Genomic DNA, 25670 nt, shown 5'->3' on the forward strand with positions numbered 1-25670 from the left:
TGGCTCACCTCCTGGGGAGCGGCAAAGAACGGTGCCATTCAAAGAAAACAGGAAAGACCGAGCGCAGCACCCGGAAGGCAGATATTCCACCGCGTACCGTCCCGATGCGCACGAGTTCATGGTCCGGAGCGTCCACGACCACCCGGACGGCCGCAACCGCGCGGCTGCCGCAGCGCACCGCCGTCCGGAGCGTCGCGGCGGACTCCATGTCCACCGCGATCGCCCCCTCGGCGTGCAGTGCGGCCCGCTCCACGCCCCGTACGACGTGGTCGGAGCCGCGCAGCAGTCCGCGGTGCACCCGCAGGCCCCGCTCCCGCAGGGCGCGCACCAGGGGGCCGTTGTCCGGGCAGGGCACGTCGGGGACGTCGGGCCGGTGGTCCCGGGTGGCCTCGGCGACGATCACGTCGCCGGGCCGCATCCCGGGAACCAGCCCGGCGCAGAAACCGCTGGCCACGACGGCCGAGCCGGCGGTGGCCGAGCCCGCACCCAGCGCGGCGGCGACGGCGCGCTCCGCGGCCCGGGGGCCCATGCCGGTGCGGAGGGTGACCGCGGGGGAACCCGTCGTCCTCAGATCACCGCCCCGCAGCGCGAACCGTTCGATGCCGAGCGCACAGGCGACGAGCAGCGGCGGATCCGCGTCCGGCGGGGGCCGTCTCGGCATCAGTCCCCCACCGGTGCCCCGGCGGTTCCGCCGGCGGCCGGTCCGCCGTGGACGTAGCGGCCGAGGGCGGTCAGCGGGAAGACCTGGCGGTAGAGGTGGTAGTTGATGGAGAAGTCCCACGGGAAGCCGGTGCCGGTGAAGTACGGCTCGTCCCAGGAGCCGTCCGGCAGTTGGGTCTCCACCAACCAGCGCACCCCGCGGCGCACCGCCTCGCCGTCCCGCTCGCCGGCCGCGAGCAGCGCCATCAGCGCCCAGGCGGTCTGCGAGGCGGTGGAGGCGCCGCGCCCGGCCCAGCGCTCCTTGTCGTGGTACGAGCGCTGGTCCTCGCCCCAGCCGCCGTCGTCGTTCTGCACCCGCTCCAGCCAGCTGACGGCCCGTCGGACGGCGGGGTGCGAGGCGGGGATCCCGGCGGCGGCCAGGGCCGGCAGCACCGAGCCGGTGCCGTAGACGTAGTTGGTGCCCCAGCGTCCGAACCACGCGCCGCAGGGCTCCTGTTCGGCCAGCAGCCAGGCGAGGCCGCGGCGGGCCCGCGGGTCGTGCGCCCGGCCGACCTCGGCCAGCATCTCGACGACATGGGCGGTGACGTCGGCCGAGGGCGGGTCGATGACCTCGCCGAAGTCGCAGAACGGCAGCCGGTTGGGGAACGGGCTGGTGTTGTCGGCGTCGAACGCGCCCCAGGCGCCGTTCTTCGACTGCATCCCGACGTTCCACCGCACCGCGCGGTCGATGGCGGCCTCGACCCGCTCCGGGTCGGGGTGCCGGACCCGGAGGAGTGCCAGGACCACCTCGGCGGTGTCGTCGATGTCCGGGTAGTTGTCGTTGTGGAACTCGAACGCCCAGCCCCCGGGGGGGAGTTCGGGGCGCCGCACGGACCAGTCGCCGGGCCGGTCGATCTGCTCGCCGAGCATCCAGTCGGCGGCCCGGACCAGCTGCGGGTGGTCGGCGGGCACCCCGGCGTCGGCCAGCGCGATGGCGGCCAGGCAGGTGTCCCAGACCGGGGACTGACACGCCTCGATCATCCGGGCGCCGTCCTCCCGCCACACGGCGAACCGGTCCAGGGATTCCAGGCCGGCCCGCAGCACCGGGTGGTCGAGGTCGTAGCCGAGCAGGTGCAGGGCGATGACGGAGTAGACGGCGGGGGGCTGGATGCCGCCCCAGCAGCCGTCGTTCTCCTGCCGTTCGATGATCCAGCGGGCGGCCGAGCGCATCGCGGCGGCACGCGGCCGGCGCAGGGCGACCTTGTGGTACAGGTGCAGCGCCTTGTCCAGTCGCTGGAAGAGGCCGTCCCAGCTCGCGACGGGGGCCAACGGCCGGGGCGGGTTGGGGTTGCCGCCGAACAGGGCGCGCAGCGCCTTCCGACGAGGGCGGTGGTGGGCGACGCGTGGGTCGGCGTGCAGCTCGTCGAGGGCGAACGGCGCCGGGCGGACCGGGCGTTTGGCCGAGACGATGGTCAGCGGGACGATGGTCTGCCGGGCCCAGCAGCCGAAGGCGTAGATGCTGAGCGGGAACCACTTCGGGAAGTAGATGAGCTCCGGGGGGAGTTCGGGCAGGTCTTCCCACTTCCACCAGCCGAAGAGGGCCAGCCAGATCCGGGTGAAGACCCGGGAGGCGGCGATGCCGCCGCGCTCGCGGATCCAGCCGGAGGCGGCGGCCATGTGCGGGGCGTCCGGCTCATCGCCGGCCAGCCGCAGCGCCACGTACGCCTCGATGGTGGCGGAGAGTTCGCCGGGGCCGCCGTGGAAGGTGGCCCAGGTGCCGTCCTCGCGCTGCTCGCCGCGGATGTGACGGGCGGCGGCCTCGGTGATCCCGGGGTCCTGGATGCCCAGGAACTGACGGAGCAGCAGGTCCTCGGCGTCCATCGTGACGTTGGTCTCGAGGTCGCCCTTCCACCAGCCGGCGGGGTCCTGGAGGGAGAGCAGGTGATCGGTGGCGCGGGTGGTCGCTTCCCGCGCGGCGTCCGCCGTGTCCTGGAGCACGGCGGTGCCCGGTCTGCCGTCCGGGCCGGCCTGTGCGGTCTCGGCGGCGGCATCGGTGGCCGAGGAGCTCCGGGGCGGGAGCGCCCCGGAGCTGCCGTCGGTCGTCGCTGTCATGGCTTCCCCTTCTGCAGTGAACTGTCAATGCGTGTTCAGGGATTCCGTCGGCCGACGCCGAAACGGCGCCGGCCGGCGACTGCGATCTAGTGCGTGTCGATGGTCATCATCTCTCTCGTACGACGACGAAGTCCGCGAGCGCAACCAGTTGCGTGCGGACCCGTTCCGGCATGTCGATCTCGTCCAGGGCGGCGATCGCGGTGGCGTGCTGCCGGCGGGCCTCCTCGGAGGTCCACTCGCGGCCGCCGGCCTCCTCGATCAACGCCGCGCGGGAGGCGAATTCTTCCTCGGTGAAGTCGGCGATCTCGGTCTCGCTCTTCTTGGCGTCGGCGGCCAGGATCTCGGCGAGCCGCTCGGAGGCGGGCCCACCGGCGGCGAGCGATGCCACGACCGGCAGCGACTTCTTGCGCTGCCGCAGGTCGCTCCAGGTCTGCTTGCCGGTGGCCTCCGGGTCGCCCCAGATGCCCAGCAGGTCGTCCACCGCCTGGAAGGCGAGGCCGAGGTGGTAGCCGTACTTCTCCAGGATGTCGGCGGTGTGGTCGTCGGCGCCGCCGAGGACCGCACCGATGGAGACCGCACAGGCGAGCAGGGCGCCGGTCTTGTTGCCCTCCATCTCCAGGCACTCCTCGACGGTGACCCGCTCGCGGTGCTCGTAGGAGATGTCCTGGGCCTGACCGTCGATCAGCTTGCGGGTGGCCAGGGTCAGTCGGCGGGTGGCGCGGCCGGCGTCGACGGTGCCGAGCTCCAGCAGTATTTCGTTGGCCAACGCGAACAGCGCGTCGCCGACCAGGATGGCCTGGGCGGGGCCGTGCACCTTCCATACGGTGTCGCGGTGCCGGCGCTGTTCGTCGCCGTCCATCAGGTCGTCGTGCAGCAGCGAGAAGTTGTGCACCAGCTCGACGGCGACCGCACCGGGCACGCCGACCGCGGGGGCGGCACCGGCGACCTCGGCGGACAGCAGGGCGAGCGCGGGCCGCACCGCCTTGCCGCCGTCACCGGCGCTGGGCTTGCCGTCCGCGTCGATCCACCCGAAGTGGTAGGCGGCGACGGTGTCCATGGGAGGGGCGAGCCTGGCCACGGCGGCACGCAGCACGGGAGTGGCGAGTGTCCGCCCGCGCTCCAGCAGCGCGGTGACGCTCGCGGTGTCGATAGCCGGGGAAGCCACGGTTTCTCCTCTGTTTCCGATGCTTGTGCTCGTGCGAGCGCCCGTATGCACGGTCATGCCGCCTCCTGAGGCAACTGGCCCTGGGGGACGCCGAGTTCGGTGAGTGCTGCACGGGCGGCGGCGGTGCCGCTGCGGACGGCGCTCTCCATGGTCGCGGGCCACCCGGTGGCGGTCCACGCACCGGCCAGGAACAGGCCGGGGACTTGGGTGCGGGCGGCCGGGCGGAGCCGGCCGACGCCCGGTGCGGGTGCGAAGGTCGCGGTGCGCTCGCGGGTGACGAAGAAATCGAGGATCCGGGCGCCCCGGGCGGCCGGCAGCAGCCGTTCCAACTCGGGGAGGTAGCGGGCACGGAGTTTGGCGACCGGCTGGTCGATCTCCTCCTGCGCGGCCGACTGCGAGAGGGCCAGGTACTGGCTGCGTGCGTGGCCGGCCGTACGGGACAGCCCGGAGGCGCCGGTGCGGTCGAAGACCCACTGGACCGGGGTGCCGACCGCCGCGAAGAACGGGCGGCGCACCACCCTGCGGTCGTAGATGACGTGGACGTTGAGGATCGGCGCGGTGCCGATGTCCAGCAGTCGGTCCTTGGTGGGCAGTGCGTCCTCGGGCAGCAGGGCGTGCGCCTCGCGCTGCGGTACGGCCAGGACGACGGTGTCCGCGGTGAGCGTCTCCCGGCCGTGCGGGCCGTTCTCCACCGCGACCTGCCAGCCGGCGTCGTCGCGGGTGACGGCGGCGGCCCGGGTGCGCAGGGCGATCCGGACGCCGGCCTTGCGCAGCGCGTCGGCGGCCCGGGTGTCGTGCACGTCGCCGAGCGGCACCCGGGCCCAGCCGATGTCGGCGGCGCCGGGGGCGGAGAGCAGCCCGGTCTTGAAGACCTTGGCGGCCAGCCCCAGCGAGGCGTCACCGGCGGAGGCGTTGAGGGTGGCGACGCCGACCAGGTCCCACAGCGCTTCGACGGCCCGCGAGGTCTGCCCGTGGCGGCGCAGCCAGCTGCCGAAGTCGACGGCGTCCAGCGCGGGGTCGGCCGGGTCCAGGCGGCCGAGGGCGAGGGTGGCGCGGACCACGCCGGCGCGCTCGACGGGTGAGAGGTGCGGGTAGAGCGCCAGGCTCTTCGCCAGGTGGAGCGGGACCGGCAGGGCGGTGCGCCGCAGCCGGCCGAGCCGCATCCGGCCCCCGGCGCCGGCAGGGTCGAGGACCGGTACGTCCATCCGGTCCTGGAGGGGCGCCAGGCGTTCCGCGCCGAGCCGTTCGAGGTGGTCGCCGTAGGCGGTGCAGCAGCGGAGATAGACGTGCTGGCCGTTGTCGACGGTCAACGGGCCGACGGCGGAGTCGCGGCGGAAGGAGAAGACCAGGCCGCCGAGCCGCGGCCGGCCCTCGACCAGCGTGACCCGCAGTCCCGCGTCGGCCAGGGCCAGCGCGGCGGTGGTGCCCGCGAGTCCGCCCCCGATGACCACCGCGGCCGCCCCTTCGGGACGGCCGGAGGGACGGGCGGAGTCGTGGCCGGGCAGCGTGGTTCCTGCTGTCATGCGGTCTCCCCCCTTACGCCTGTCATGGACGCCTCCGCCCGACGAAGGGTTGCCCGCCGCACCGACGCCGGACCGTGGTCGGTGTACGCGGTCCGACGGTTCATCCACGCCTCCTGCTCACGGCCTGCCGGCGGCCGATCGCCCGGGCGTCGAGCCCGGAGAGCCCGCGCACCGCGACGAACGCCTTCTCCCGGCCGGGCAGCGAGACCCGGCCGCGGAGCACCGCCTCGGGGTCGTCGGCGATCCGGGACAGCAGCCGGTGGTAGATACCGGCCATCGCCGCCACGCACGCGCCGCTGCGCCGGTCGAGCATGGGCAACAGCCGGAAGCCCTCGGCGAACAGCGCGCGGGCCCGCCGGACCTCGAACTGCACCAGGCCCGTGAAGTCCGCGCCGGGCGGCGGCACCGGGCCGTGAAACCCCGCCGAGCAGCCGAACTTGGCGAGATCCTCGGCCGGAAGGTACGTCCGCCCGTTGCCCGCGTCCTCGCGAACGTCCCTGAGGATATTGGTCAGTTGGAGTGCGAGCCCGAGCGTATCGGCGTATTCCGGGGCGCGTTCGGCGTCGAATGCGCCGGGTACGGTGCCGAACACACCGAGTGAGAGCCGGCCGATCGCCCCGGCGACGCAGCGGCAGTAGACCTTGAGCTCGTCCCAGGTCTCGTAGGTCTCGCCGCGGACGTCCGCCAGCACCCCGTCGATCAGCTCGTCGAGCGCGTCGAGCGGGACGGGGAAGCGCCGGGCGGTGTCGGCGAGCGCCACGGCCACCGGGTCGGTGTCGTCCTCGGCGATCCGGCCGTCCTTGATCCGGGCGAGCAGGGCGCGGGTGTCCTCCAGGCGCCGGCCCTTGGCGTCGGGGGGCAGGGCGCCGTCGCCGATGTCGTCCACCCGGCGGGAGAAGGCGTACAGCGCCGACATGGCCTGCCGCTTGTCGGCCGGCAGCAGCCGGATCCCGTACGCGAAATTGCGCGCCTGCTGCCCGGTGACCGTTTCGCAGTAGCGGTACGCAGCGAGCACCGGCGCGGACATCTGTGCGGTTGCCTCCACGGTCCGACTCACCCCTCTCGTCGCAGTGTCGCCCCTACCTCGCGCAGCAGGCTGAGCTTGGTCGGTTTGGGCGGTCCAGGGAGTACGTCGTGATCGGCGGCCGCGACCGCCTGGAGCGCGGCGCGCCCACCGGCGACGAAGCCGGCCAGCAACAGCTTGAGCCTGCCGTGCACGCTGCCCACCAGGGGCGCGCCCTCGTCCAGCAGCTCACCGGCGCGTTCCGCCTCGAAGGCGATCAGTGCGCGCACCGAGGCGTCCCCGGTCGGCGCGGCCAGGTCGGCCTCGGTGACGCCGAATCGTTTCATGTCCTCGGCGGGCAGGTAGATCCGGTCCCGGCCGAGGTCCTCGGTCACGTCCTGGAGGTGCTCGACGAGCTGCAGCGCGGTGCAGATGGCGTCGGAGAGCCGGATGCGCTCGGGGCTGGAGGTGCCGGTGACGCCGAGGACGAGCCGGCCTACGGGGTTGGCGGACAGCTCGCAGTAGGCGGCGAGGTCGTCGTAGGTGCCGTAGCGGCTGATCCGCTGGTCCTGGCGGTTGGCCTCGATGAGGCCGAGGAAGGGCTCGGGGGTGAGCGCACAGCGGCGGACGGTCGGGCCGAGCCGGCGCATCAGCGGGTGCTTGGGGCCGGGCGCACGGTCGCTGAAGACCCGGTGCAGGTCCGCCTCCAGGGCGTCGAGCAGCGCCAGGCGGTCTTCCCCGTCCTGGGCGCGGTCCAGACCGAGGAGGACGGCGTCGCCGCCACCGGGCGCCAGGTCGCCGTCGCCGATGTCGTCGACGAGGCGGGCGAAGCCGTAGAGGGCCATCAGGTCGGCGCGCCAGGCGCGGGGCAGGAAGAACGGGGCAACCGGGAAATTCTCGTGCGCGGCCTGATCGAGCACGGTGCGTGTGTGGTCCTTCCCGCCACCCACCGCCACCCTCCGGGGGAAGGCGCGACGCGCCCGCTCGTCTCGTCGGCTCACCGGGGGCTTCCCGGCGCGTTGTGGAGCCGGAGCGAACCAGTAGCCATTGCCGTCACGTCTCCCGTTCTACACCGCCGGACAAAACATCCCATTTCGGACACGCCGCAGCGTGGGGGCACCTCCCGCCCGAGCGTAGTCGACAGGGGGAGGCGCACTCCGGACGAGCTTCCGCCGCTCGCCCGGGTGAAGATTGCCCGACTTGCACCACTTGTGCTGTTTCAGTACCCGTACAGCTTACGCCGCGCATCGCACGCGCATCCGGGCGGGCTCGGAAGCCTCGGGCAACGATCTGGTCAACGTCGCACGTGGGCCAACTGTTCCCGAGCCCCGCCGAGTTGACCATTCCTTCACCATCGAAGGCCCCCGCGAACCGGACTCGCGAGGGCCTCCTGCGAAGGAGGGGCTATTTGCCCGTCTCCTTCTCGTACGCCTTGATGACCTCGTCCGTCGGGCCGTCCATCAACAGCTCGCCCCGCTCCAGCCACAGCACGCGGTCGCAGGTGTCCCGGATCGAGTTGTTGTTGTGGCTGACCAGGAAGACCGTACCCGCTTCCTTGCGCAGCTCGCGGATGCGGGCCTCGGAGCGCTTCTGGAAGGCCCGGTCGCCGGTGGCCAGCGCCTCGTCGATCAGCAGCACGTCGTGGTCCTTGGCCGCCGCGATCGAGAACCGCAGTCGGGCCGCCATACCGGACGAATAGGTGCGCATCGGCAGGGAGATGAAGTCGCCCTTCTCGTTGATCCCGGAGAAGTCGACGATGTCGTCGTAGCGGGACCGGACCTGCTCGCGGGACATGCCCATCGCCAGACCGCCCAGGATGACGTTCTTCTCGCCGGTGAGGTCGTTCATCAGGGCGGCGTTGACGCCCAGCAGCGAGGGCTGGCCGTGGGTGTAGACCTTGCCGCGCTCGGCGGGCAGCAGTCCGGCGACGGCCTTGAGGAGGGTCGACTTGCCGGAGCCGTTCGAACCGATCAGGCCGATCGACTCGCCGCGGTAGGCGGTGAAGGAGACACCCTTGACCGCGTGCACCTCGCGCATGCCCACCGACGGCCGGCGCCGGATGATGCGGCTCAGTGCCGCGGTCGCGCTGCCCTTGCCCGCACCGGTGCCGTAGACCCGGTAGACGATGTGCAGCTCGTCCGCGATCACGGTCGGGATCCGCTCCTGCGTCGCCGTCGTCGACGGGACGCCGTCCATCTGCTCAGCCACGTCCGTACCGCTCCTCAGCCTTCCAGAAGTACACAAAGCCCGCGACGCCGGCGAGCACCGCCCAGCCGAGCGCGAACGCCCACACGTGCGGCGGGAGCTGGCTCGCCTTGAAGCTGTCGATCAGCGCGAACCGGATCAGGTCGATGTAGACCGCGGCGGGGTTGCCGTAGAGCAGCACCTCGACCCAGTGCGGGACGTGCTTGCCCTTCATGATCACGCTGATGCTGAACATCACGCCGGACGCGTACATCCACGTCCGCATGATGAAGGGCATCAGCTGCGCCAGGTCCGGCGTCTTGCTGCCGAGCCGGGCCATGACCATCGCCAGGCCGGTGTTGAACACGAACTGCAGCAGCAGCGCGGGCAGCACCAGCAGCCAGGACCAGGTGGGCACCTGGCCGAAGGCCAGCAGGATGACCACCAGCACACCCATGGAGAACAGGAGTTGCTGGAGCTGCATGAGGCAGAACGAGATCGGCAGGCAGGCCCGCGGGAAGTGCAGCGCACGCACCAGGCCGAGGTTGCCGGAGATCGCCCGCGTACCGGCCATCACCGAGCTCTGGGTGAAGGTGAAGATGAAGACACCGGTCACCAGGAACGGGACGTAGTCCGGGACGCCCTTCCGCGTGCCGATCAGCAGGCCGAAGATGAGGTAGTAGACGAGCGCGTTCAGCAGCGGCGTCGCCACCTGCCAGACCTGGCCCAGCTTCGCCTGGCTGAACTGCGCGGTCAGCTTGGCGCTGGCGAAGGCGGAGATGAAATGCCGGCGGGCCCACAGCTGTCGGATGTACTCCGCAAGGCTGGGCCGGGCACCGCTCTGCGCCAGGTCGTACTTCTGGGCCCGCTGGAGGGGGGTGAGTCCTTCGTCGGCGGATGGCGGGGCACTCATGGCGACCGCACTGTCGTGCGTGGTCTCGCTCACAGTTGACACTTTCGTCCTCAAGGTGCGCTACCGGGGACGCCCCGGTTTGCGCCTGATGCTCTCAGATACGAGCTTGTCAGATGATGGGAGGGCGGCCCAGCCGGGTCAGTCGCCAAACGGTAGCCCACTTCATGGGACGCCTGGGACCGCACGGAGTGGACCAGCCCTCCTTGAAGCCGCCCAGCCAGGCCCGGAGCCCCGGCAGCGACGGCCGGCGAGCGAGGGTGAGCAGGAACCAGACGCCGAGATAGGCGGGAACCAGCGGGGCGGGGAGATTCCGGCGGGCCAGCCAGACCCGGTTGCGGGCCACCATCCGGTGGTAGACCGCGTGCCGGGCCGGGGCCGTGGTGGGGTGGTGCAGGACCATGTCCGCCCGGTAGTCGACCAACCAGCCGGCGTTCAGCGCCCGCCAGGCCAGGTCGGTCTCCTCATGGGCGTAGAAGAAGTCGTCGGGCAGGCCGCCGACCTCGGCGAACACCGTGGTGCGGACCGCGTTGGCGCCACCGAGGAAGGTGGTCACCCGTGAGGAGCGCAGCGGGTCGGAGGCGCGCAGCCGCGGCACGTGCCGGCGCTGGGTCGCCCCGGTGTCCGGGTCGGCGATCCGGAAGCTGATGATGCCGAGCTTGCGGTCCGCGGCGAACGCCTCCCGGCACAGCTCGGCGGTGTCCGCGTGGGGCAGCAGCCCGTCGTCGTCGAGGAACAGCAGCGCGTCGACGTCCCGGCCCGCCGGGCCGAACGCCTCGATGCCGACGTTGCGGCCGGCCGGGATGCCGACGTTCTCCGGCAGCTCGACGGTCCGCACGGTCAACCCCGGAACGGCCAGCTCGGGCAGCGGCGCGCCGTTGCCGACCACCACCACCTCGATCGGCTCGCCGTCCTGCTTGGCGACGGATTCCAGCAGCGCGCGCAGCTCCTCGGGGCGGTTGCCCATGGTCAGGACAACCGCACCGAGCCGCATTCCGGGCGCCCCGGTCACTTGAGCCTGCTGGAGGCGAGGATGGACACGAGGTGCAGCAGGGTCTGCAGGAGCGCGATGCCGGCCAGCACCGCGACGCCGAGACGGGAGAAGAACAGGTCGCCGCGCACCGCGTCCACGATCGCCAGGACCAGGATCAGCAGGGACGCCTCGATCCCGAGGACCAGCCGGTGGAACTTCAGCGCCGCGGCGGCCTTGCGGGCCAGTGCCAGGCCGGACGAGCGCGGCTCCGACGCCGCCTCCTTGACCGGCGGCAGGCCGCCCTGGTGACGGGCGACGCCGACGAGGTCGGTCTCCGCCTTGATCAGCATCGCGCCGACGGCGGCCAGCGTCCCGAGGAACGCCCAGAGCCAGTCGATCCGCCCGGGGCCCCACAGGTCCGCTGCGCGCAGGCCGAAGCCGACCAGCACCGCGGCGTCGCAGAGGTAGGCGCCGACCCGGTCGAGGTAGACGCCGCCGAGCGAGAACTGCTTCTTCCAGCGCGCGACCTCGCCGTCGATGCAGTCGAAGAGCAGGTAGAGCTGGACCATGACCACGCCGAGCACGGCGCCCCAGATACCGGGCACCAGCAGCGCCGGGGCCGCGAGCACGCCGAAGACGGTCATCACGTAGGTCAGCTGGTTGGGCGTGACCCGGGTGTTGACCAGGTACCGGTCGCAGCGCAGCGAGATTTCCCGCATGTAGAGGCGGCCGCCCCAGTGCTCCCCGCTGCGCCGGTCCTTCACGCCCTCGGGGTGAACGACCGGGCGGAGTTCAGCTACTGATGGTTTCGGCATAGTCGGCGTATGCGTCCCTGATCTGATCGGTGGACAGGTCCAGGTGCTCCAGGATCGTGTAGCGGCCTGGACGGGTCTTCGGGGCGAACTCGACGGCCTGCACGAACTCCTCGTCGGTGAAGCCCATGTCACCCGGGGTGACCGGCAGGCCGTGGCGCTGGAGCACCTCGACCATCAGCGCGGAGGTAGCCCGGTCCCCGCGCAGGTGGGTGGCGAAGGCGGCGGCGAGGCCGCACTGCTCTCCGTGGCTCGCCGCCCGCTTGGGGAAGAGGATGTCGAAGGCGTGGTTGATCTCGTGGCAGGCGCCGGAGGCCGGGCGGCTGTCGCCGGCCACCGACATCGAGATGCCGGTGAGCACCAGGCCCTCGGCCAGCACCTGCAGGAAGTTGTCGTCGCCGACGCCCCCGGGGTGGCGCAGCACGGCCTCGCCGGCCTGTCGGGCCATGGCCGCGGCCAGCCCGTCGATGGCCTCGCCGGTCTCGCGGTGCGACAGCTCCCAGTCCGCGACCGCGGAGATGTTGGAGATCGCGTCGCCGATGCCGGAGCGGACGAAGCGGACCGGTGCCTCACGGATGATGTCGAGGTCGATCACCACGGCGATCGGGTTGGGCACGCCGTACGAGCCGCGGCCCGCGTCGTTGTCGAGGGTGGCGACCGGCGAGCACAGCCCGTCGTGCGACAGGTTGGTCGCGACCGCCACCAACGGCAGGCCGATGCGCGCCGCGGCGAACTTCGCACAGTCGATGATCTTGCCGCCGCCCAGGCCCACGACGGCGTCGTAGTGCCCCTTCTTCATGGCGTCGGCGAGCTTGATCGCGTCGTCCAGGGTGCCGCCGCCGACCTCGTACCACTCGGCGCCGGGCAGGGCGGGGGCCAGCCGCCGGCGCAGCCGGGCCCCCGAGCCGCCGCTGATCGCGATGGCGAGCTTGCCGGAGGCCGAGATGCGCTGGTCGGCCAGCAGACCCGCCAGGTCGTCCAGGGCGCCGGCGCTGATGTCGACGACGACCGGGGACGGGATGAGGCGGGTCAGTACTGGCATGCGATGTCACGGCCCTTCGCGAGGTCGTCGTGGTTGTCGATCTCGACCCACTTGACGTCGCCGATCGGCGCCACGTCGACCTTGAAGCCGCGGTTGACCAGTTCCTGGTAGCCGTCCTCGTAGTAGAGGTCGGGGTCCCGCTCGAAGGTGGTCTTCAGGGCGTCGGCCAGGTCGGCGGCGGCCTCGCCCTCGATGAGGGTGACGCCGATGTACTCGCCGGTCGCGTCGGCCGGGTCCATCAGCTTGGTGATCTTCCGGACGCCCTTGTCGGGGTCCGCGACGACCTTCATCTCCTCGTCGGCGAGCTGCTTGACGGCGTCCAGCGCGAGGATGATCTTCTGGCCGTTGCCGCGGGCGGCGAGCAGGGTCTGCTCGACGGAGACCGGGTGCACGGTGTCGCCGTTGGCGAGGATCACCGAGTCGTGGGCCGCGATCACGTCACGGGCGCACCACAGGGAGTAGGCGTTGTTCCACTCCTCGGCCTTGTCGTTGTCGACCAGCGTGATCTTGAGGCCGTACTTCTGCTCCAGGGCCTCCCGACGCTCGTACACGGCCTCCTTGCGGTAGCCGACGACGATCGCGACCTCGGTCAGGCCGATCTCGGCGAAGTTGCCGAGGGTCAGGTCGAGGATCGTGGTCTCCCCGTCGACCGGCACCAGAGCCTTGGGCAGGGTGTCGGTGTAGGGGCGCAGACGCCGTCCGGCGCCGGCAGCCAGCACGAGGCCGATCATGCGGGTTCTCCTTCATCGTGTACGGCGGGTGCGCCGTGCTTGTGTGCGGCCACCCAGAAGCGGATGCTCTCGGCGAGCACCAGCAGCGCCAGGACCACAGCGAGTGCCGTGAGCGCGATCGTGAAACCTGTGGCGGGCAGCGGGGCGGCCAGGAAGGTGATCACGAGGATCCGTCCTTCGTGCCCGCCGGTCGCCCGGACCAGCCACCGCGGTGGGGCCCCGGTGCCACCGCGGATGCGGTAGACCGTGTCGTAGTGATGGTAGGCGACCGCCGCGACCAGCCCGAACGCCGCGGGAAGCGCTCCGTGGGCGTCCGCGCGGGCGGCCAGCACCAGGACGGTGAGGTATTCGCCGGCCCGGAAGAAGGGCGGGACGAGCCAGTCCAGGGCGCCCTTGAGCGGGCGCGACAGGGCCGCGGCGGCCAGCAGCGCGGAACAGAACGCGACGCCGACGGTGAGCCAGGAGGCGGGGTCGGGCTGGGAGATCAACCACACCAGCAGCATCGCGGACGAGAGAAAGGCCATAACGGGCGCCAGGAGGGAACCGGACCGGCCCCGGCCCCGGCCCCGGCCGCCGCCGGTCAGCAGCTCGACCAGCGGCCCGTAGTCGGCGAGGTCCGCGAGCGCGCGGGCGGCCCGGTCGGTGCGCCGGGCGCGGCGGGCCCGGGAGCGCAGCACCCGGCCGGCCGTGGTGTAGCAGGCGGCCAGCGCGCAGCCGACGAGCAGGGCGTAGAAGACGATGCGCGGGGTGGTGAGCGCGGTCAGCACGGCGATCATGGCCCAGCGTTCGCCGATGGGCAGCACGATCATCCGGCGTACCCAGACGGTCCAGCCGACCTGGTCGAGCCGGTCGGACAGCGCCACCGCGGGGCCGGCGCTCCCGGCGCCGCCCTCGAATTCGCTGCCTTCGTTGAAGGCGAAGTCGACGACGTGCCGGCAGGTCTGGAGGATCATCGCGCCGAGCGCCAGCGCCCACACGTCGTCGCCGCCCCGGGCGGCCCCGAGGGCGAGCCCCGCGTAGTACGCGTATTCCTTGGCGCGGTCGAAGGTGGCGTCCAGCCAGGCGCCCAGCGTCGAGTACTGCAGCGAGTAGCGGGCGAGCTGCCCGTCGGTGCAGTCCAGGACGAAGGAGAGCAGCAGCAGCACGCCGGCGGCGACGAAGCCGCCGCGGCTGCCGGTGGCCGCGCAGCCCGCCGCGATCAGCGCGGTGAGCAGGGAGGCGGTGGTGACCTGGTTGGGGGTCAGGCCGCGGCGCGCGCACCAGCGGGCGAGGTAGCGCGAGTACGGGCTGATGAAGAAGGTGGTGAAGAAGCCGTCGCGGGACTTGACCGCGGTGCGCAGCCGGACCGCCTCGTCGTCGACGGCCGCGACGGCCTCGCGGGCCTCCGACCGCTGGTCGGGGGTGAGCGCGAGGGTGCCGACCAGGCTGCCGAGCTCGACGCGGTGCAGTCCGACGTCCGCGCGGTCCAGCGCGTCGGTGAGGGTGTCGGTCAGCACGTCGGTGAGGTGGGCGGTGCCGGCGCCGACCGGGATGCGACCGGCCGCGCGGTCCAGCGCGGCGCGGGCCCCGGCCTGCACGGTGAGTACGCCGGGCACTGCCGCGGCCGGGAAGCGGGGGTCGGTCAGGGCGAGCCGCAGGGCGTGCAGGTGACCGACGAAGCGCGGGTCCACCAGGGCCACCCGCTGCTGGGCGGGCACCTCGGCGAGCAGCTCGGTGACGCCGCCGGGGTCACTGGCCGTGCGGATGTCGAAGCCCAGTGTGCGCAGGTCGGCTTCGAGCGACGACCCGGCGACCGGCGGACCGGTGAGGATGGCGGTCGACAGACGAACTCACTCCTTGGATGCTGACGAGCAGCGCCGGTCGGTCCGCATTCGACACGAACTACCCGGGCGGCGGGCGTGGCACACCTGGCCCTCGGGGGCCGGGAGGCACGTCGGCAGAGGCTATCCGATCGCGGGATGCGGCCGTTCACCACGTATTCACCACTCGATCGGGTGAGCGACGGCTGCGCCTGCCGCGATCATCATGGTGGATCGGGGCGCGCCGGAACAACTGGCCGCCGGGCCGGGTGCCGGTTATGCGGGGGCTGGTCACGGTTGCCGGTGAGCTGCTGTGGCGAGGGCCATGCCGGTCGCCGGCGCGGATCCCGCCCGCCGCCGGCGACCCGTGCGGGACGGGGCGCGCGGGCGGTCCGTCCGGTGCCGGGACACGCGGCGCCGCGCGCTGACCGGCAGTGCTCTGCCACTGATGGGGGCGCTGGTGGGGCAGACTTGACACCGACGACCGACGACAAGGATGGGCATGCCGATCACACCTGCCAACGGACAGACCGCCGGAGCCTCCGCGGTGGGCGCGCCGGAGGGCGCCGCCGAGCCGATCATGCTGGAGCTGGTCGACGAGGACGGCACGACGATCGGCACCGCGGAGAAGCTCGCGGCGCACCAGGCTCCCGGGCAGTTGCACCGGGCGTTCTCGGTCTTCCTCTTCGACGAGAAGGGGCGGCTGCTGATCCAGCGCCGGGCGCTGTCGAAGTACCACTCCCCCGGTGTGTGGTCCAACACCTGCTGCGGTCACCCGTACCCGGGCGAGACGCCGTTCGCGGCGGCGGCCCGGCGGACCGCGGAGGAACTCGGGGTCGCCCCCGCGCTGCTGGCCGAGGCCGGGACGGTGCGCTACAACCATCCCGACCCGGACTCCGGGCTGGTGGAGCAGGAGTACAACCACCTGTTCGTGGGGCTGCTGCGGACCGAGCCGGCGCCGGAGCCCACCGAGATCGCCGAGGTCGCGTTCGTCACGCCGGAGGAGCTGGCCGAGCGGCATGCCCGGCTGCCGTTCTCCGCGTGGTTCATGACCGTGCTGGACGCGGCGCGTCCGGCGGTCCGCGAGCTCACCGGCAAGTCGGCGGGCTGGTAGCGAGCGGGGCCAGGGGCAACTCGGCCCAGATGGCCTTGCCGCCGCCCGCGGTGTGCGCCACGTCGCACTTGCCGCCCACCTCCGCGGTGAGCGCCTTGACCAGCCACAGCCCTCGGCCGCCGACGTCGCCCTCGTCCGCCTCCAGAGCCTTGGGGCGGTAGGGGTGGTCGTCCTCGACCGCGACCCGTAGCCAGTTGGCGCCGAGGGTGAGCTGGACGGCGATCTGGGGGGAGAGCAGCGCGGCGTGCCGGACGGCGTTGGTGACCAGCTCGGAGACGATCAGCAGCAGCGTGTCCAGGATGGCGTCGGCGACGGGCACGTGCTGTTCGGTGAGCAGATCCCGGACCGCGTGGCGTGCCTGGGGCACCGAGGACTCCAGTGCCGGGGCGGTGAACCGCCAGGCACCTTCGTACGCGAGCGGGGAGGTCAGCTCCTCGGGGGGTTCTGCAGAAGGTCCGGAAGGCATCCTCACACGACGAGTGTTGAGAATGTGCTGGTCCGGGCCGGCCTCCTGAACACAAGTCAGCGCCTATCGACGCCTTTTGGTCGATTCTGGCGGGATGGATCTGCCTCGCGACGCGTCTCGTCGCCTTTCCGTCGCTTTTCTTTGGCGGCGCCCCGGACCGGACGCCGGATCTCCGCCGATACCGCCGCGGCCGGGGTATGGATCAAGCCACTCTGCCCTCCTCCACCATGCCGACCACGCGCCGGCCGCCGATCCCCATGGCGAGCAGCCCCAGCCCGTCGAAGAGCAGTTCCAGGGAGAAGAAGGAGCCGATGACGTAGAGGCTGCTGTGCGGCCAGCTGGCGAGGACCAGGACGCCCAGCAGGATGCCGAGCGCCCCCTGGAGCAGCGTCCAGCCGAACTGCGGCCCGCGCACCACCACGGCGCCGGCCAGCCGGAACAGCCCGCCTGTCAGGAAGAGCAGGGCCGCGAACATGGTCAGTGCGGCGGCGGTGGCCTCGGGCAGGCGGAGCACCACCACCCCGGCCGCGATGTTCAGCGCCGCGACGATCACCGCGAGCCAGAAGAAGTTCGAGCCCCGGGACTGGATGGCGTGCGCCAGACCCACCACGCCGCCGATCAGCAGCAGCCAGCCGAAGAGCAGCATCGTGGTGAGGGTGGCCACGGCGACGTAGATCAGCCCGACGATCCCGGCCAGGACGAGGACGGCCCCCAGGACCGCGAGCAACCCGAAGCTCCGCCCCAAACGGGCCGCAGTCGGACTGCGCCGGGAAGACTTGGACTTGCCGACCATCACCGCCTCCTCGATCGGGGACCGTTTTTCCCGGTATACCGCGTATGAGGAGAGGTGGCAGGGCGAGCGGGGAGCGCCGGTGGACGCAAACGACAGCAGGCCCGGCGCCTGGGCACCGGACCTGCTGTTCTTCTGAGTAGCGGGGACAGGATTTGAACCTGCGACCTCTGGGTTATGAGCCCAGCGAGCTACCGAGCTGCTCCACCCCGCGTCGGCTCGGATTACCTTACGGGGTCCCCGCCCCGGAAACAAATCGAATGCCGGAGCGGGCCGGGGCCGCAGCGTGCCAGGTCACACCGGCCGATCGGTGATCCGCCCGGCCTCCACCTCGATCCGCCGGGTGGTGTGCACCGCCGTCAGCATCCGGCGGTCGTGGGTGACCAGCAGCAGGGTGCCCGGGTACGAGGCGAGCGCGGACTCCAGCTGCTCGATGGCGGGGAGGTCGAGGTGGTTGGTCGGCTCGTCGAGCACCAGGAGGTTGACCCCGCGGCCCTGGAGGAGGGCCAGTGCGGCCCGGGTGCGCTCCCCCGGCGAGAGGGTGGCCGCCGGGCGCATCACATGGGCCGCCTTGAGGCCGAACTTGGCGAGCAGGGTGCGCACGTCGGCGGGGGCCAGGTCCGGGACCGCGGCCCGGAAGGCATCCATCAGCAGGGTGTCGCCGTCGCCCCGGAACAGCTGGCCGCGGGCCTGGTCGATCTCGCCGACCACCACGCCGGGGCCGAGCGACGCCGCCCCGGAGTCCAGCGGCAGCCGGCCCAGGAGGGCCGCGAGCAGGGTGGACTTGCCGGCGCCGTTGGGGCCGGTGATGGCGACCCGGTCCGCCCAGTCGATCTGGAGGTCGACCGGGCCGAAGCCGAAGTCGCCGCGCCGGACCGCGGCCTGTCGGAGGGTGGCCACCACCGCGCCGGCCCGGGGCGCCGCGGCGATCTCCATCCGCAGCTCCCACTCCTTGCGGGGCTCCTCGACGACCTCCAGCCGCTCGATCATGCGCTGGGTCTGCTTGGCCTTGGCGGCCTGCTTCTCGGTGGCCTCGACCCGGCCCTTGCGGCCGATCTTGTCGTTGTCGGTGGCCTTGCGGCGGGCGTTGCGGACGCCCTTCTCCATCCAGTTGCGCTGGGTGTGCGCCCGGACCTCCAGTGCCGCCTTGGTGTCGGCGTACTCCTCGTAGCGCTCGCGGGCGTGCTGCCGAGCCCGTTCGCGCTCCTCCAGGTACGCGGTGTAGCCACCGCCGTAGGTGTTGACCTGCTGCTGGGCGAGGTCGAGCTCGACGACGCGGGTGACCGTGCGGGCCAGGAACTCGCGGTCGTGGCTGACCAGGACGGTGCCGGCGCGCAGGCCGGTGACGAAGGACTCCAGGCGGTCCAGACCGTCCAGGTCGAGGTCGTTGGTGGGCTCGTCGAGGAGGAAGACGTCGTAGCGGGAGAGCAGCAGCGAGGCGAGCGAGGCGCGGGCGGCCTGGCCGCCGGAGAGGGTGGTCATCGGCTGGTCGAGGCTGATCGCCAGGCCCAGCTGCGCGGCGGTCTCCTCGGCGCGCTCGTCGAGGTCGGCGCCGCCGAGGTCGAGCCAGCGCGTGAAGGCCGTGTCGTAGGCGTCGTCGGCGCCGGGGCGCTCCTCGGCGAGGGCCTCGGTGGCGGCGTCCAGGGCGCGCTGCGCCTCGGTCACGCCGGTGCGGCGGGCGAGGAAGGCGCGCACCGACTCGCCGGGGCGCCGGTCGGGCTCCTGCGGGAGGTGGCCGACGGTGGCGGTCGGCGGGCTGAGGGCGAGACCGCCCTGCTCCGGGGGCGCCAGCCCGGCCAGCAGGCGCAGCAGGGTGGACTTGCCGGCGCCGTTGGCACCGACCAGGCCGATCACGTCGCCGGGGGCGACGACCAGATCGAGACCGGAGAACAGGACGCGCTCGCCGTGGCCGGCGGCGAGATCTTTGGCGACGAGGGTTGCGGACATCAGACCGCCGATCGTATCCGGCCGGGCACGCGGCGGCCGCTCTAATATCCGGGCATGGAACCGGGACTGAAGACGCATGTCAGCGGTGGTACGGCGACCGTCACCATCAGCAACACGGGCAAGCGCAATGCGATGACCGTCCAGATGTGGCGGGAGCTGCCGCCGCTGCTGGCGCGGCTGGCCGACGACCGCGCGGTGCGGGCGCTGGTGCTGACCGGGGACGGCGGGACGTTCTGCGCGGGGGCGGACATCGGTTCGCTGCGGGACGCGTCGGGCGCCTCGCAGGGGCTGGCGGTGGTGGCCGAGGAGGCGCTGGCGGCCTTTCCGCGGCCGACGGTGGCGGCGATACGCGGCTACTGCGTGGGCGGCGGCGCCCAACTGGCGGCTGCCTGCGATCTGCGGTTCGCGGAGGAGGGGGCGCTGTTCGGGGTGACGCCCGCCAAGCTGGGGGTGGCCTATCCGGCGTCCGCGACCCGGCGACTGGTCCGGCTGGTGGGGCTGTCGGCCGCCAAGTACCTGTTGTTCTCCGGCGAGTTGATCGACTGCGTGCGGGCGCTGCGGACCGGGCTGGTGGACGAGGTGGTGGCCGAGGGCGAGCTGGACAAGCGGATCGCGGAGTTCACGGCCGTGCTGGCGAGCCGGTCGCTGCTGACCCAGACCGCGGCGAAGGAGCTGGCCAACGGGACGTGGGACGTGCCGCCGGAGGAGGCGGAGGCGCGCGGGGCGTACTGGGCGGCGCAGGCGCGGGAGAGCGGTGAGACCGCGGAGGGTGCCGCCGCCTTCCTGGAACGCCGGGCGCCGCGGTTCACGTGGCCCGAGGACTGAGCCGCCGCCGGCCACGACTCCGCGGCCGGCGGCAGCCTTCCTGACGGTCCGTCACTTCTCCTGGAAGGCCGTGTCCCGCCAGCGCTGGCCGGTCAGGATGGAGCGGCTGTTGTCCCGCATGGCCGCGACGACCTCGGCCGGGGCCTTGTCCGGGGCGCCCGCGTCGTAGGGCGGCTGGGGGTCGTACTCGATGCCGAGCTGGATGCTCTGCGCGACGAAGTCCCCGGCGATCCGGCCGGCGAGGGCGAGGCCCATGTCGATACCGGACGAGACGCCGGCGGCGGTGACGTACTTGCCGTCGAAGACCACCCGCTCCCCGGTCGGCAAGGCCCCCATCGTGGACAGCTGGTCCAGTCCGAGCCAGTGGGTGGTGGCCCGGCGGCCCTTGAGGAGACCGGCGGCGGCCAGGAGGAGCGAGCCGGTGCACACCGAGGTGGTCCAGGTGGTCTCGGCGTCCACCGCCCGGATCCAGTCGTGCAGCGGCCCGTCCTCCATGATCGCGGTCTGCCCGGGGCCACCCGGGACGACCAGGATGTCCGGTGCGGTGACCTCGTCCAGCGTGGTGTCCACGACCACGCCGAGGGAGCCCTTGTCGGTGCGGTGCACGCCGGTGCGCTCGGCGACGAAGACCACCTCGGCGCCCGGGACGAGGCCGAGCGTCTCGTAGGGGCCGATGGCGTCGAGGGCGGTGAAGCGGTCGTAGAGAAGGACGGCGATCTGCATGAGTGCCTCGTTTCCTGTCGTTCCTGGTGTGGTGTGTGTGGTGCTGTGGTGGTCAGGGCCGGGGGGCGGGGCGGAAGCGGCGGCGGTATTCGGCCGGGGAGGTGCCGAGGACCCGGACGAAGGCGCGGCGCATCGCCTCGGTGGTGCCGTAGCCGCACTGCCGGGAGATCTGCTCGATGCCGTCGGCGGTGTCCTCCAGGCGCCGCCGGGCGGCTTCCAGGCGGACCCGGTCGACGTAGCGGCCGGGCGTCATCCCGGTCTCGTCGCGGAAGGCGCGGGCGAAGTGCCGCGGGGAGAGCCCGGCGCGGTCGGCCAGCGCCTCGACGCACAGGTCCGCCGCCGGGTTCTCGGTGATCCACTGCTGGACGTCACGCAGCGGGCGGCGCTCCGCGGTCTGCGCGGCGAGCTGGGCGCTGAACTGGGTCTGGTTGCCCGGCCGGCGCAGGAAGACGACCAGGTAGCGGGCGATGGACAGGGCGAGGCCGCGGCCGAGGTCCTCCTCGACCAGGGCCAGCGCGAGGTCGATCCCGGCCGTGACGCCCGCGGAGGTGGCCACGTCGCCGTCGCGCACGTAGATCGGCTCGGATTCGACGCGGACCGCGGGATGGCGTGCGGCGAGGGCGTCGCACAGGCTCCAGTGGGTGGTGGCGCGGCGACCGTCCAGCAGTCCGGCCGCGGCCAGCAGGAAGGCTCCGCTGCAGACCGAGACCACCCGGCGGGCGCGGGGCGCGTGCACGGCCAGCCAGTCGACCAGCCGCGGGTCGGGGATCCGGGTGCCGTCGCCGCCCGGCACGACGAGGGTGTGCGGCGGTTCGGCGGCGTCGAGCGCGAGGTCCGGGACGAGGGTCAGGCCGCTGGTGGTGCGGACCGGGGCGCCGTCCGGGCCGGCGGTGCGGATGCGGTAGGCGCCGGGGACGCCGCCGCAGGCCCCGTTGAAGACCTCGACCGGGCCGGTCACGTCGAGGCTCTGCACGCCGTCGAAGAGGACGACCAGCACGTCGCGCTGTTCCATGGCATCCATCCTGGTCAGCGATGCCGGTGGCGGCAATGACTGATTTCCCACCTTTCCTGCCATGGCCGGTCGGCGCCCCTGGGCCGCCCCACGGGGGTGGCGCCATACCGACGGGTCGGTAACCTGCTCGCATGACCTCTTCCAGCGCACTGCCCGATCGGGCCGGCCGGCACTGCCACAACGTCCTCAACCCCTTCCACTCGGCGCACTACTTCGCACCGGAACTCGGCGCCGAGATGGCGGGGTTGGGCGTGAACGGGCGCGCCGGGTACTTCGTCTCCCGGAGCGCTCCCATGGGCGTGGTGGGCCCGGGAACGGTCGCCGCGACCTTCTACTCCTTCAAGTACGAGCTGATCGCCGAGCACCTCCCGCAGGCGTGGCGGAGCACCACGCCGCAGGCCGTCCTGGAAGCGCGGCTGCGCGCGGTGGACGCCACGTTGCACCGGCTGCTCGGCGCCGAGGCGCTGGAGTCGCCGGAGATGGCCGAGGCGGCGAAGCTGGCGCTGCGCGCCACCGAGGGCTGTACCCGGCACGCCCGGCCGCTGTACGCCGCCCACGCCGACCTGCCGGTGCCCGACGCGCCGCACCTCGCCTACTGGCACGCCGCCACGCTGCTGCGCGAACACCGCGGCGACGGCCACCTGGTGGCCCTGCTGGACGCCGAGCTGGACCCGCTGGAGGCGCTGGTCACGCACACCGCCAGCGGGCGCGGGATGAACTACCGCGGCATCCTGGCGACCCGCGGCTGGTCGCGGGAGGAGCTGACGGCGGCCCAGGAGCGGCTGCGCGGACGCGGACTGCTGGACGGCGCGGACGAGCTGACCGAGGCCGGGGCGACGCTGCGCAAGGACCTGGAGCGGACGACGGACCGACTGGACCGGGCGCCGTACGAGCACCTGGGGGCGGCGGGCGTGGCCCGGCTGACCGAACTGGCGGGCGGCTTCGCCGGCCGTCTCATGGAGGCCGGCGCGTTCCCCGCCAGCCTGTTCGACAAGGAGTAGTCGCACCCGCCTCCTTGTGGCCGCCGGGGTGTGGTGCGTCTTCTCACACCCCGGCGCTCCCGGCCGGGCGGTGCGACAGTCCGGGCCGCCAACCGGCACAATGCAGGCTCAGGAAAGTCGCTGGAAGGCGGGCAGGATCAACGTGACGGCAGCCACTGAGCCCATCGGGGCACTCGGGTCCATCGAAGCGCGGATCGCCGACGAGCTCGGCGTCAAGGAGCGGCAGGTGAAGGCCGCGGTCGAACTGCTCGACGGCGGCTCGACCGTCCCGTTCATCGCGCGCTACCGCAAGGAAGCGACCGAGATGCTCGACGACGCGCAGCTGCGGTCCCTGGAGGAACGGCTGCGCTATCTGCGGGAGCTGGAGGAGCGGCGGACCGCCGTCCTGGAATCCGTGCGCTCCCAGGGCAAGCTGGACACCGCGCTGGAGGCGCAGATCCGCGGCGCCGAGTCCAAGGCCCGGCTGGAGGACATCTACCTGCCGTTCAAGCCGAAGCGGCGCACCAAGGCGCAGATCGCACGGGAGGCGGGGCTGGAGCCGCTGGCCGACGGGCTGCTGGCGGACCCGTCGGTGGAACCGAGCGCGTCCGCCGCGGCGTTCGTGGACGCGGACAAGGGCGTCGCCGATCCGGCCGCGGCCCTGGAGGGCGCGCGGGCGATCCTCACCGAGCGGTTCAGCGAGGACGCGGACCTGATCGGCGAGCTGCGCGAGCGGATGTGGACGCGCGGCCGGGTCGCGGCGAAGGTGCGGACCGGCAAGGAGGAGGAGGGCGCCAAGTTCGCCGACTACTTCGACTTCGCCGAGCCCTTCACCGAGCTGCCCTCCCACCGGGTGCTGGCGATGCTGCGCGGTGAGAAGGAGGACGTCCTCGACCTCACCCTGGAGCCGGAGGACCCGGCGGAGGCGGGCGAGGGCCCCAGCGCCTACGAGCGGTCCATCGCGCACCGCTTCGGGATCGCCGATCGGGGCCGGCCGGCCGACAAGTGGCTGCAGGACACGGTCCGCTGGGCCTGGCGCACCCGCGTCCAGGTGCACCTCGGGATCGATCTGCGGCTGCGGCTGCGACAGGCCGCCGAGGACGAGGCGGTCCGGGTCTTCGCCGCGAACCTGCGCGACCTGCTGCTGGCGGCCCCCGCCGGGACGCGCGCCACGATGGGCCTGGACCCCGGTTTCCGTACGGGCGTGAAGGTGGCGGTGGTCGACGCGACCGGCAAGGTGGCGGCGACCGAGACGATCTACCCGCACGTGCCGCAGCAGAAGTGGGACGCGGCGCTGGCCACCCTGGCCCGACTGGCGCGGGAGCACCACGTCGAGCTGATCGCGATCGGCAACGGCACCGCCTCCCGGGAGACCGACAAGCTGGCGACCGAACTGATCGCCGCGCAGCCGGAGTTGGAACTGACGAAGGTGATGGTGTCCGAGGCGGGCGCCTCGGTGTACTCGGCCTCCGCCTTCGCCTCCCAGGAACTGCCGGACCTGGACGTGTCGCTGCGCGGCGCGGTGTCCATCGCGCGGCGCCTCCAGGACCCGCTGGCCGAGCTGGTCAAGATCGACCCCAAGTCGATCGGGGTCGGCCAGTACCAGCACGACCTGTCCGAGACCAAGCTGTCGCGCTCGCTGGACGCGGTGGTCGAGGACTGCGTGAACGGCGTCGGCGTGGACGTCAACACCGCCTCCGCGCCGCTGCTCGCCCGGGTCTCCGGCATCAGCACCGGCCTGGCCGAGAACATCGTCAACCACCGGGACGACAACGGCCCGTTCCGCTCCCGCAAGGCGCTCAAGGACGTGTCGCGGCTGGGCCCCAAGGCGTACGAGCAGTGCGCGGGCTTCCTGCGGATCCGCGGCGGCGACGACCCGCTGGACGCCTCCAGCGTGCACCCCGAGGCGTATCCGGTGGTGCGCCGGATCGTGCGGACGGCGAAGAGCGAGGTCGGCGAACTCATCGGCAACACGGCCGCGTTGCGCGCCCTGCGCCCGGCGGACTTCGTCGACGACTCCTTCGGTCTGCCGACGGTCACCGACATCCTCCAGGAGCTGGAGAAGCCGGGCCGTGACCCGCGGCCGGAGTTCCGGACCGCGACCTTCAAGGAGGGCGTGGAGAAGATCGGCGACCTGGCGCCGGGGATGATCCTGGAGGGCGTGGTGACCAACGTCGCCGCCTTCGGGGCGTTCGTGGACGTGGGTGTCCACCAGGACGGCCTGGTGCACGTCTCGGCGATGTCGAAGAACTTCGTCAAGGACCCGCGGGACGTGGTGAAGCCGGGCGACATCGTCCGGGTCAAGGTGCTCGACGTGGACATCCCGCGGAAGCGGATCTCGCTGACCCTGCGGCTGGAGGACGAGCCCGGCAAGGGCGCGCCGGCCGGCGGCGGCGAGCGGCGCGGCGGTGCCGGCGGCGGCCGGGGGCCGCGCGAGGGCGGCCGGGGCGGTGCGCCGCGGCAGCGGCAGGGCGGCGGCGGCCAGCGCGGCGGCGAACGCCGCGGTGGCGGCCGGGAGGCCGCTCCGGTCAACGACGCGATGGCGGACGCGCTGCGGCGGGCCGGGCTGTTGGGCGGCAAGGGCGGTCGCTGACCGCGCTGACCTGACGGTGGATCGGGGCGGGCGGCACTGCTGCCCGCCCCGATCGCGTGCCGCGAACCCCACCTGGTCCCGGGAGCGATGATTCGCGATCGACGTACCGCGAGCGACATACCGCGAGCGACGAACCGGGAACGATAAATCCGTGGACGGGCGCCGGGCCGCCCGATTAGCCTGCGGATCATGACCAGCCCCGAGTCCTCAAGACGCTAGCCACCGGGCGTCGTCCGGTGGCTGCTCGACCTTCTCCGCCACCGAACGGCCTCCTTCAGGCAGGTCTTGTTCCTTGCGGTAGCCGGGGCTGCCGCTTCCTCAACCGGC

22 protein-coding genes and 1 tRNA gene are annotated in these 25670 nt (G+C 72.6%); 4 read left to right on the forward strand and 19 right to left on the reverse strand.

Going from position 1 to position 25670, the window contains the following annotated elements:
* Window positions 1–4: 4 nt before the first annotated feature.
* From SNOUR_RS08275 to SNOUR_RS08335, 13 genes are all read right to left on the reverse strand, one after another.
* A complete protein-coding gene (locus tag SNOUR_RS08275; RefSeq protein ID WP_067345090.1) occupies window positions 5–661 on the reverse strand; it encodes a phosphorylase family protein in 657 nt (218 codons plus the stop codon).
* Complete coding sequence (gene shc / locus SNOUR_RS08280) at window positions 661–2751, reverse strand: squalene--hopene cyclase (RefSeq protein WP_067345091.1); 2091 nt, start codon at window positions 2749–2751, stop codon at window positions 661–663. The genes SNOUR_RS08275 and shc overlap by 1 nt, the downstream gene beginning before the upstream one ends.
* Before the next feature lie 106 nt (window positions 2752–2857).
* Complete coding sequence (locus SNOUR_RS08285) at window positions 2858–3973, reverse strand: polyprenyl synthetase family protein (RefSeq protein WP_067345093.1); 1116 nt, start codon at window positions 3971–3973, stop codon at window positions 2858–2860.
* Window positions 3970–5439, reverse strand: a complete 1470-nt coding sequence (hpnE, locus tag SNOUR_RS08290; RefSeq protein WP_079142357.1) for a hydroxysqualene dehydroxylase HpnE — start codon at window positions 5437–5439, stop codon at window positions 3970–3972. Before hpnE ends, SNOUR_RS08285 begins: the two co-directional genes overlap by 4 nt.
* A gap of 100 nt (window positions 5440–5539) precedes the next feature.
* Window positions 5540–6496 carry a presqualene diphosphate synthase HpnD gene (gene hpnD, locus SNOUR_RS08295; RefSeq protein WP_079142359.1) on the reverse strand — a complete coding sequence of 319 codons (957 nt, stop codon included), beginning with the start codon at window positions 6494–6496 and terminating at the stop codon, window positions 5540–5542.
* Window positions 6493–7362, reverse strand: coding sequence for a squalene synthase HpnC (gene hpnC, locus SNOUR_RS08300; protein ID WP_067357895.1), 870 nt, complete (start codon window positions 7360–7362; stop codon window positions 6493–6495). Before hpnC ends, hpnD begins: the two co-directional genes overlap by 4 nt.
* A 484-nt stretch (window positions 7363–7846) precedes the next feature.
* Window positions 7847–8638: an ABC transporter ATP-binding protein gene (locus SNOUR_RS08305; protein WP_067357897.1), complete on the reverse strand. Its 792-nt coding sequence runs from the start codon at window positions 8636–8638 to the stop codon at window positions 7847–7849.
* A gap of 4 nt (window positions 8639–8642) precedes the next feature.
* Entirely contained in the window at window positions 8643–9572 is a 930-nt protein-coding gene (locus SNOUR_RS08310; protein WP_067345096.1) for an ABC transporter permease, read from the reverse strand.
* Between the two features lie 76 nt (window positions 9573–9648).
* Complete coding sequence (locus SNOUR_RS08315; RefSeq protein WP_067345098.1) at window positions 9649–10530, reverse strand: glycosyltransferase family 2 protein; 882 nt, start codon at window positions 10528–10530, stop codon at window positions 9649–9651.
* Window positions 10531–10544: 14 nt separating this feature from the next.
* Window positions 10545–11324: a CDP-alcohol phosphatidyltransferase family protein gene (locus SNOUR_RS08320; protein ID WP_079142361.1), complete on the reverse strand. Its 780-nt coding sequence runs from the start codon at window positions 11322–11324 to the stop codon at window positions 10545–10547.
* A complete protein-coding gene (locus SNOUR_RS08325) occupies window positions 11302–12363 on the reverse strand; it encodes an iron-containing alcohol dehydrogenase family protein (protein ID WP_067345102.1) in 1062 nt (353 codons plus the stop codon). Before SNOUR_RS08325 ends, SNOUR_RS08320 begins: the two co-directional genes overlap by 23 nt.
* Window positions 12351–13094, reverse strand: coding sequence for a phosphocholine cytidylyltransferase family protein (locus SNOUR_RS08330; protein WP_067345103.1), 744 nt, complete (start codon window positions 13092–13094; stop codon window positions 12351–12353). The genes SNOUR_RS08325 and SNOUR_RS08330 overlap by 13 nt, the downstream gene beginning before the upstream one ends.
* Entirely contained in the window at window positions 13091–14917 is a 1827-nt protein-coding gene (locus SNOUR_RS08335) for a DUF5941 domain-containing protein (protein ID WP_067345105.1), read from the reverse strand. The genes SNOUR_RS08330 and SNOUR_RS08335 overlap by 4 nt, the downstream gene beginning before the upstream one ends.
* A 478-nt stretch (window positions 14918–15395) precedes the next feature.
* Here SNOUR_RS08335 and idi point away from each other — a divergent pair, with 478 nt between their 5' ends.
* The gene (idi, locus tag SNOUR_RS08340) at window positions 15396–16007 is read left to right on the forward strand and encodes an isopentenyl-diphosphate Delta-isomerase (RefSeq protein ID WP_067345107.1); all 612 of its coding nucleotides are present in this window, start codon (window positions 15396–15398) and stop codon (window positions 16005–16007) included.
* Here idi and SNOUR_RS08345 read toward each other — a convergent pair.
* From SNOUR_RS08345 to SNOUR_RS08360, 4 genes are all read right to left on the reverse strand, one after another.
* Window positions 15982–16473 (reverse strand): ATP-binding protein, encoded by a 492-nt coding sequence (locus SNOUR_RS08345; RefSeq protein WP_067345109.1) that lies wholly within the window; start codon window positions 16471–16473, stop codon window positions 15982–15984. The genes idi and SNOUR_RS08345 overlap by 26 nt on opposite strands.
* Before the next feature lie 202 nt (window positions 16474–16675).
* Complete coding sequence (locus SNOUR_RS08350) at window positions 16676–17266, reverse strand: HdeD family acid-resistance protein (RefSeq protein WP_067345111.1); 591 nt, start codon at window positions 17264–17266, stop codon at window positions 16676–16678.
* Window positions 17267–17403: 137 nt separating this feature from the next.
* A tRNA-Met gene (locus SNOUR_RS08355) sits at window positions 17404–17477 on the reverse strand.
* Between the two features lie 80 nt (window positions 17478–17557).
* Complete coding sequence (locus tag SNOUR_RS08360) at window positions 17558–19210, reverse strand: ABC-F family ATP-binding cassette domain-containing protein (protein WP_067345113.1); 1653 nt, start codon at window positions 19208–19210, stop codon at window positions 17558–17560.
* Between the two features lie 54 nt (window positions 19211–19264).
* Between SNOUR_RS08360 and SNOUR_RS08365 the strand changes: the two genes are divergently transcribed.
* Window positions 19265–20035, forward strand: a complete 771-nt coding sequence (locus SNOUR_RS08365; protein WP_067345114.1) for an enoyl-CoA hydratase/isomerase family protein — start codon at window positions 19265–19267, stop codon at window positions 20033–20035.
* Between the two features lie 51 nt (window positions 20036–20086).
* On the opposite strand, the gene SNOUR_RS08370 is transcribed toward SNOUR_RS08365, so the two are convergent.
* Complete coding sequence (locus SNOUR_RS08370) at window positions 20087–20758, reverse strand: DJ-1/PfpI family protein (protein ID WP_067345117.1); 672 nt, start codon at window positions 20756–20758, stop codon at window positions 20087–20089.
* Window positions 20759–20810: 52 nt separating this feature from the next.
* Window positions 20811–21770 (reverse strand): GlxA family transcriptional regulator, encoded by a 960-nt coding sequence (locus tag SNOUR_RS08375; protein ID WP_067345120.1) that lies wholly within the window; start codon window positions 21768–21770, stop codon window positions 20811–20813.
* Between the two features lie 131 nt (window positions 21771–21901).
* On the opposite strand from SNOUR_RS08375, the gene SNOUR_RS08380 reads away from it, so the two are divergent.
* Together SNOUR_RS08380 and SNOUR_RS08385 are read left to right on the forward strand one after the other, a co-directional pair.
* On the forward strand, window positions 21902–22771 hold the full coding sequence (locus tag SNOUR_RS08380) for an SCO6745 family protein (protein ID WP_067345121.1): 870 nt from the start codon (window positions 21902–21904) through the stop codon (window positions 22769–22771).
* A gap of 142 nt (window positions 22772–22913) precedes the next feature.
* Window positions 22914–25343 carry a Tex family protein gene (locus SNOUR_RS08385; protein ID WP_067345124.1) on the forward strand — a complete coding sequence of 810 codons (2430 nt, stop codon included), beginning with the start codon at window positions 22914–22916 and terminating at the stop codon, window positions 25341–25343.
* Window positions 25344–25670 lie beyond the last annotated feature (327 nt).

The sequence above is a fragment of the Streptomyces noursei ATCC 11455 genome, from assembly GCF_001704275.1.
GTDB classification, from domain to species: domain Bacteria; phylum Actinomycetota; class Actinomycetes; order Streptomycetales; family Streptomycetaceae; genus Streptomyces; species Streptomyces noursei.

Excerpts from the sequence above, each read along its gene's own strand:
- hpnE (WP_079142357.1), bottom strand. The coding sequence starts at position 5,439 with ATGACAGCAGGAACCACGCTGCCCGGCCACGACTCCGCCCGTCCCTCC.
- SNOUR_RS08320 (WP_079142361.1), bottom strand. The coding sequence starts at position 11,324 with ATGCCGAAACCATCAGTAGCTGAACTCCGCCCGGTCGTTCACCCCGAG.
- SNOUR_RS08315 (WP_067345098.1), bottom strand. The coding sequence starts at position 10,530 with ATGCGGCTCGGTGCGGTTGTCCTGACCATGGGCAACCGCCCCGAGGAG.
- SNOUR_RS08275 (WP_067345090.1), bottom strand. The coding sequence starts at position 661 with ATGCCGAGACGGCCCCCGCCGGACGCGGATCCGCCGCTGCTCGTCGCC.
- SNOUR_RS08330 (WP_067345103.1), bottom strand. The coding sequence starts at position 13,094 with ATGATCGGCCTCGTGCTGGCTGCCGGCGCCGGACGGCGTCTGCGCCCC.
- SNOUR_RS08285 (WP_067345093.1), bottom strand. The coding sequence starts at position 3,973 with ATGACCGTGCATACGGGCGCTCGCACGAGCACAAGCATCGGAAACAGA.
- SNOUR_RS08370 (WP_067345117.1), bottom strand. The coding sequence starts at position 20,758 with ATGCAGATCGCCGTCCTTCTCTACGACCGCTTCACCGCCCTCGACGCC.
- SNOUR_RS08380 (WP_067345121.1), top strand. The coding sequence starts at position 21,902 with ATGACCTCTTCCAGCGCACTGCCCGATCGGGCCGGCCGGCACTGCCAC.
- SNOUR_RS08345 (WP_067345109.1), bottom strand. The coding sequence starts at position 16,473 with ATGCCTTCCGGACCTTCTGCAGAACCCCCCGAGGAGCTGACCTCCCCG.
- shc (WP_067345091.1), bottom strand. The coding sequence starts at position 2,751 with ATGACAGCGACGACCGACGGCAGCTCCGGGGCGCTCCCGCCCCGGAGC.
- SNOUR_RS08365 (WP_067345114.1), top strand. The coding sequence starts at position 19,265 with ATGGAACCGGGACTGAAGACGCATGTCAGCGGTGGTACGGCGACCGTC.
- SNOUR_RS08305 (WP_067357897.1), bottom strand. The coding sequence starts at position 8,638 with ATGGACGGCGTCCCGTCGACGACGGCGACGCAGGAGCGGATCCCGACC.
- SNOUR_RS08360 (WP_067345113.1), bottom strand. The coding sequence starts at position 19,210 with ATGTCCGCAACCCTCGTCGCCAAAGATCTCGCCGCCGGCCACGGCGAG.
- SNOUR_RS08375 (WP_067345120.1), bottom strand. The coding sequence starts at position 21,770 with ATGGAACAGCGCGACGTGCTGGTCGTCCTCTTCGACGGCGTGCAGAGC.
- SNOUR_RS08325 (WP_067345102.1), bottom strand. The coding sequence starts at position 12,363 with ATGCCAGTACTGACCCGCCTCATCCCGTCCCCGGTCGTCGTCGACATC.
- idi (WP_067345107.1), top strand. The coding sequence starts at position 15,396 with ATGCCGATCACACCTGCCAACGGACAGACCGCCGGAGCCTCCGCGGTG.
- SNOUR_RS08350 (WP_067345111.1), bottom strand. The coding sequence starts at position 17,266 with ATGGTCGGCAAGTCCAAGTCTTCCCGGCGCAGTCCGACTGCGGCCCGT.